At 66.7% G+C, this 5157-nt stretch carries 6 protein-coding genes and 2 tRNA genes; 3 read left to right on the top strand and 5 right to left on the bottom strand.

Going from position 1 to position 5157, the window contains the following annotated elements; genetic code table 11:
* Position 1: 1 nt before the first annotated feature.
* Positions 2–73 (bottom strand) — tRNA-Thr (locus Q0964_RS09070).
* A gap of 48 nt (positions 74–121) precedes the next feature.
* Positions 122–874, bottom strand: a complete 753-nt coding sequence (locus tag Q0964_RS09065) for a DUF7114 family protein (protein ID WP_299266256.1) — start codon at positions 872–874, stop codon at positions 122–124.
* Between the two features lie 61 nt (positions 875–935).
* Between Q0964_RS09065 and Q0964_RS09060 the strand changes: the two genes are divergently transcribed.
* Both Q0964_RS09060 and Q0964_RS09055 read left to right on the top strand, forming a co-directional pair.
* A complete protein-coding gene (locus tag Q0964_RS09060; protein ID WP_299266254.1) occupies positions 936–1616 on the top strand; it encodes an enoyl-CoA hydratase/isomerase family protein in 681 nt (226 codons plus the stop codon).
* A gap of 82 nt (positions 1617–1698) precedes the next feature.
* Complete coding sequence (locus Q0964_RS09055; RefSeq protein ID WP_299266251.1) at positions 1699–2337, top strand: hypothetical protein; 639 nt, start codon at positions 1699–1701, stop codon at positions 2335–2337.
* Here the strand turns inward: Q0964_RS09055 and Q0964_RS09050 are convergent.
* Both Q0964_RS09050 and Q0964_RS09045 read right to left on the bottom strand, forming a co-directional pair.
* On the bottom strand, positions 2334–3188 hold the full coding sequence (locus Q0964_RS09050; RefSeq protein WP_299266246.1) for an NAD+ synthase: 855 nt from the start codon (positions 3186–3188) through the stop codon (positions 2334–2336). The genes Q0964_RS09055 and Q0964_RS09050 overlap by 4 nt on opposite strands.
* A 121-nt stretch (positions 3189–3309) precedes the next feature.
* Positions 3310–4161, bottom strand: a complete 852-nt coding sequence (locus tag Q0964_RS09045; protein ID WP_299266243.1) for a DUF4397 domain-containing protein — start codon at positions 4159–4161, stop codon at positions 3310–3312.
* 359 nt (positions 4162–4520) lie between these two features.
* Between Q0964_RS09045 and Q0964_RS09040 the strand changes: the two genes are divergently transcribed.
* A tRNA-Gly gene (locus Q0964_RS09040) sits at positions 4521–4591 on the top strand.
* Positions 4592–4823: 232 nt separating this feature from the next.
* Here the strand turns inward: Q0964_RS09040 and Q0964_RS09035 are convergent.
* Positions 4824–5157: hypothetical protein (locus Q0964_RS09035; protein WP_299266241.1), on the bottom strand; the 334-nt coding region annotated here is incomplete at its 5' end.

The following is a 5157-nucleotide window of genomic DNA, read 5'->3' as shown; positions in this document are numbered from 1 at the left end:
AAGCCTAGGCCGGAATTTGAATCCGGGGTCTCGTCCTTACCAAGGACGCGCTTTACCGCTAAGCTACCCAGGCACGTGTTGCACTCCTGGGTAGCGGGAGATTGTCTTTATACGTTTCGATTTAATGGTCGGCAGACGTTCGTGCACCGCCGGCGGGCGAGGGGTCGGTCCCGACCAGTCCACCGAGTCGTTCGCGGACCTCGGCGGTGAGGACTGCCTCGGCCTGTGGGAGTTCGCCCTCGGCGGTCGCGAGGTCGGTCACGAACTCTCGGCAACCAACGGGCGCACTCCCGCCCGCGGCGGTCGTACCGGCGACGACGGCCAGTTCGAATACGTCGGCTTCGAGGTTGCCGTCGAGCGTGGAATCGTCGGTCTCTCTGCGCACGGTCTGGTCCTGGCCGAACGAACGGACGACCGCGACGGCAGCGTCTGCGGCTTCCGTCCGTGCGAGGAGGAAGAACCCGCGTGCGACGAGGATATCCGCGACCAGCACGTCGAGATCGGCCGCGGCAGCCGCCCGGGCTTTCTCGTCCCCGTCGCCGGACCGTGCCGCCGCGGCTGTCGTGGTCGACCAGTCGTCAAGCCGGCCTTGTTCGGCCCAGGGTTCGGCGTGGGACAGCGAGCGAGTGAGACGGAGCCCTTCGTAGATGAGCTGGACGCCAGCGGCGCGGTCGTCGATGCCATCGGTACCGAGCATCTCGTCGGTCCCTGCCGAGGTACCCTCGGTGACGGCCGCCGCACTGCACAGCGTCAGCGCGCCAGGCGCCGTCGAACCGCCATCGACGCGCTGTTCGATGCGCTCGAAGAGACGGTCTGGATCGACATCGTCGACAGCCTCCAGCGCCGCTCGCCGAACCGCAGCGGCTTCGTCCATTACGCAAGCTTAGCAAGGGGAAAGGCAAAGACCTTTGGAAACGACCACCCACGGACATCGCATGATAACGACCGAACGGGCCGACGACGTGCTGGTCGTCACGCTCGACCGGCCCGAGCAACGCAACGCCCTCACTCCCTCGGGGCTGGATGCCCTCGAAGCGGCCGTCACCGGCACCGACGCTCCCGTCGTCTACCTGCAGGGCGCTGGCGACGCGTTTTGTGCCGGCGCCGACCTCGACGTGGTCGCCGCGCTGGACAATCCCCGCGAGTTCGCCGCCCACGGGCAGGTGGTCGCCCAAGCCATCGAAAAAAGCGAGAGCATCGTGGTCGCAGGGGTCGACGGGGCCGCTCGGGGTGGCGGCGTTGAACTCGCGCTCGCGTGCGACCTCCGAGTCGGTACCACGGAGGCAACCTTCGCCGAGACCGGCGTCGAGTTGGGCCTGTTCGGCGCCTGGGGCGGCACCGCGCGTCTCCCCCGTGTGGTCGGGGACGGTGAGGCCATGGACATCGCGCTCTCCGGCCGAGTCGTCGACGCCGAGGCGGCGCTTCGGATGGGGCTGCTCTCTCGGGTCACCGCCGACCCCCGAAGCGTGGCGACAGAAGTCGCGGCCAACGACCACGGCGCGCTGGCCGTCCTCAAGCGTCGGTTGCGCGACGACGACGGCCGGGTCGAGCAGGAGCGTCGGGAAGCGGACGCGTTCGCGACGTTACACGCGGCGGCCGAGTTCGACCGGGGGTAACCGAGTTGGCTACGGGGTGCGGAAGACCCAAAAAGTTGAAACGGGGAGTCACCGAGTATTTGCGTACGACACGGGGAGTCTCATGCCGGAATGTAACTACTGCGACGCGTCGTTCGAGGGGGAGGGGGTGTATCTCGAACACCTGCACGCCGAGCACGACGAATCGGAACTGAGTCGTATCGACCGTCGCCGAGTGGCCGACCACACCGGCGACGAGGACGACGGGGAGTTCCCGACCGGACCCGCCATCATCGGCGGTGTCCTCCTGTTAGCTGTGGGCGTCCTCGTCTACATCGTGTTCTTCCTCAACGTCGGTGGTGGGGGCAGTTCCGGGGCTGCCGCTGGAAGCGTCGGGGACGTCGAACAGACGCCTTACGCCGTACAGAGCGTCCACCAGCACGGGTCCATCGACGTAGTCATCGACGGGAACGCGATCGACTTCAGCCAGCAGCAGTACCAGTTGCAGGCCGACGGGTTCCACTTCGAGAACAGCAACGGCCAGCGCTGGCACAAACACGCTCAGGGCGTGACTCTGGAGTACGCTATGTCGACGCTGGGCATCGGCGTCACCGACTCGTCGGTTACGTTCCAGGGGACGACCTACGACGACAGCGACGCGGACACGAACGTGACCGTCACCGTCAACGGGGACGACGTCGACCCCTCGTCGTACGTCCTCCAGGGTGGTGACTCGGTCCGGGTCGTCGCCAGTACTGCTTAGAACATCGGCTCCGGCCCCGGCGGCATCCGCCGCTTGTGTGCGCTCCGCTCGTGGAGCCCGCGGACCCGGTCGATGACCGACGGGTCGACGCCAATCTCGTGGGCGGTCGCGGACTTCGAGAGCGGGCCGTCGACGTGGAGCGCCAGCACCGAATCGAGCGTCTCGTAGGTCAGCCCGAGCTCCTGTTCGTCGGTCTGGCCCGACCACATCTCGGCGCTGGCGGTCTTCTCCGCGAGGTCGTCCTCGACACCGAGGTGTGTAGCCAACTGGCGCACCTGTCCCTTATATAGGTTGGCGATAGGGTGACAGTCGACCGCGCCGTCACCGTACTTGGTGTAGTACCCGACCATCGCTTCACTGCGGTTGCCCGTCCCAAGGACCAGCGCGTCTTCCTGGTTCGCGAAAAAGTAGTTCACGACCGCACGTGCCCGAACCCGGAGGTTCCCGACGGCCGTCCGGACAGGGTCGGTTTCCACGTCGGTCTCGGGGTCGATGCCCGGTACCACGTCGAGGACCGTGTCGACGATGGGTTCGACCGGCACCACGTCGTAGGAGATACCGAGCGTCTCGGCCACACGTTCGGCGTCGCTCATGTTCTCCTCGCGGTTGACTTCACTCGGCATCACCAGCCCGTGAACGCTGTCGGTCCCGAGCGCCTCGACAGCCAGATACGCGGTCAGCGTGCTGTCGATCCCGCCAGAGAGCCCGATAATCGCGTCGTCGACCCCCGCCGTGTCCAGTTGATCCGCGATGAACGACGTGATATGGTCTCGACGAGCGTCCAGTTCCTCTGTCGACAGCGAGAGGTCGAGCGGCTGTTCTGCACGCACGATTTTTTCCGTCTGCAGCATGAACTACTGTTCGACCCCGATGAACTAATACGTCCCGCCGTGCCAGTTTTTCCGGACGCATGTCCGGTTCGAGCGGTGAAAAGAGAACGATGCGGAGACGGCTACCGGTCGGGCCGGACGATTACTCGTCGGGTTCCTCCGGTTCGCCGGTAGCCGGCGTCTCCTGGGCGGTTTCGATCCGAATGTCGGGTGTCACGCCGGTTTCGTTCTCGACGGTCGGTTCGGTGAGCTGGTCGGGTTCGAGAAGCACGTCGAGCGGTTCGTCACCGGGTGCCGTCGCCGGGTCGAGGTAGCCGACGGCGGAGGCGGTGTACGCGGTGGCGTTGTCGAGGGTGGCGTTCACCGTCGCGACCGGGTCAGCGGCCTCGTCGTCGGCCGGCCGCAGTTCGAGGGTGTAGTTGCCGGCCGAGACGTTCCGGTAGTCGGAGCTGTTGGCGAAGCTGACGTTCTCGAACAGCGTCGCACCCGTCTCGGCGACGGTCACGTCGACGGCCGGTGCGTCGGGTGCGAGGTGGGCGAGTCGGACCAGCGCCTCGTCCGCGTCGGGTCCGGTTCCTTCGTCAAGGAGGATGACGGGCGTGAACGGCACCGCGGCGTCGTCACCGACCTCACCCGCCACCGCGACGGTGTAGGTGCCGGGCTGGATCGGCAGCGTCTCGTCGTAGTAGACGGCCTCGGAGTCGTTCGCGGCCGTGACGGCCACCTGTCGGAGACCGGCGTCGACCGACAGGTAGTCGCTGGCGGCCCCAAACGTGACGTTCTCGAGGACCGTCTCACCGTCGACCGCGACGTCGACGGCCGGCGCGTTCGGGACTGCGTGGACGATCCGGACCTGGGCCGTCCCGTCCTGGGTCTCGTTCGCTGGCGTCCCATCCTGCGCGACGCCCGTTGTCGCCCCGGCGGCCAGAAGCGCCCCGAGGAGTGCGACCACCAGAACGACACCGGCGGCGCGACGTGGGTCGTTGGCTGGCATGCACCGATCCCAGGGGCGACGACGGCTTGGTTATTCGCGGGATAGCAACGGTCTGCAACTGTTGTCCGGCGGTCGATCTGGTGGTCGGCGGATTTGGCTCGGCTTAGGTGGCACGCAACGGTTGCCAGCGCCAGTCGGGCGAAACGCTACGTTCAAGTGCAGGGATGTGGTACGCTGGAACGTGAGCGCCGGTGTCCTGTGGCGCACAGCGCCGCAGGGCCCGGGGCGCGAATGAAACGAGCGCGCCGGTGGTGAGCAAATCCGCCGGATTTGCGATCCTCGGTGCGAACGGATGTGAGCGCCGGTGTACCATCGAGCGAAGTGAGATGGTGCTCGGCGTGAGTGAGCGAAGCGAACGAGCGCCGGTGGTCTAGTGGTAGGACATGAGCTTCCCAAGCTCATAGCCCGGGTTCGATTCCCGGTCGGCGCATGACTATCCCTCTCCCGTCCTGTAGTTTTCTCGCTTTACGCTGGAGAAATGAACATGACGATATTAGCTCATACGCCGGGTTGGCTTTTCCATCCCTGCGCCGTCCCGCGGTTCCGAGTAGCGTCGGACAGATAAACGCAGGACCGGGCACAGATGGATGTCCACGGGTGAAGGCCCCGAGCGTGCCGGTGCCGAGTCGAGCGGAGCGAGACGAGAGCTGTGAAACACGGACCTACCGATTCCGTCCGAACCGGGAGAACAGGCCGACACCGACGGCGATGCCTGCGGCGACGCCGGCGGCGGCGACGGGACCGGTCGCGGACGGGACCGTCAGGCCGTCGTTCGCATCGATCGGCCCGGTCGCACCAGGGTCGTCGGCGGCCGGGACCGGGGTCACGGGCGCCGGTGTCGTCGCGTTGTGGGCGGCCACACCGGAGACGAACAGCGTCCCCAGCAGCGCGAGCGCGAACGCCAGTCGCGCCGCTCGGCCGACTGCACTGTACACGGGTCGGTCGTCGCGTCTCTGTTCCATCCGTTGGCCCCCGGAAGCGTCAATCACGCCGTCC

The sequence above is a fragment of the Halorientalis sp. genome (genome assembly GCF_028275115.1).
In the GTDB taxonomy this organism is placed as follows: domain Archaea; phylum Halobacteriota; class Halobacteria; order Halobacteriales; family Haloarculaceae; genus Halorientalis.
The sequence above is the reverse complement of the archived record's forward strand: the minus strand, read 5'-3'. Positions and strand labels throughout refer to the sequence as shown.